The organism is Micromonospora globispora (genome assembly GCF_003857015.1).
Lineage (GTDB): Bacteria > Actinomycetota > Actinomycetes > Mycobacteriales > Micromonosporaceae > Micromonospora > Micromonospora globispora.
In genome coordinates this window covers 1-561 of sequence record NZ_QGGF01000079.1, presented here as the reverse complement: position 1 = coordinate 561, position 561 = coordinate 1, and the positions used below count along the sequence as shown (strand labels likewise).

General features: G+C 75.8%; 1 protein-coding gene. It reads right to left on the bottom strand.

Annotation, left to right across the window (positions count from 1 at the left end; translation table 11 throughout):
• Positions 1-561, bottom strand: a 561-nt coding sequence (locus DKL51_RS03030) for a CehA/McbA family metallohydrolase (protein ID WP_185734685.1), incomplete at both ends; no start/stop codon positions are given.

Below are 561 nucleotides of genomic sequence, written 5' to 3'. Positions count from 1 at the left end.
GGCGAGCAGGGCGTCGCGTACCACGGCCTCGTCGGTCGGGTCGCCGTCGGCGAGCACCCAGGTGGTCGGGGCGCCGGGCAGCGCGTCCGCGCCGGGCCGGTGGTAGTCGCTGCCCCCGACCGGTACGACGTCCGGTCGCCACGCCCGCGCCCAGGCCAGCGGCGCCCCCCAGGTACGGTCCCACCAGCCGGAGTGCCACACCTCCACGAACCGGGTGCGGGTGGTCACCGGCTGCCGCCAGGCGCAGTCGCCGCCGAGCGGATGGTTCACCGACATCAGCCCGCCGCCACGCTCCGCCGCGGCGAGCCAGTGGTCCGCCGGCTCGCGGAAATCCACCCAGCCCACCGGACCGAACACGTTGGCGTGTCCCCGGTCGGTGGTCACCTCCTGCCCGGGCACGAGGGTGATGCCGTACCGGCGGCCGGCCTCCGGCAGCCACGGGTGGTGGCTGACGGTGTTGTGGTCGGTGACGGCGAGGAAGTCCAGCCCCCGGCAGACGGCGAGGGCGGCCAGCTCGTCGATGGTCTGCGCGCCGTCGCTGTGCACGGTGTGGGCGTGCAG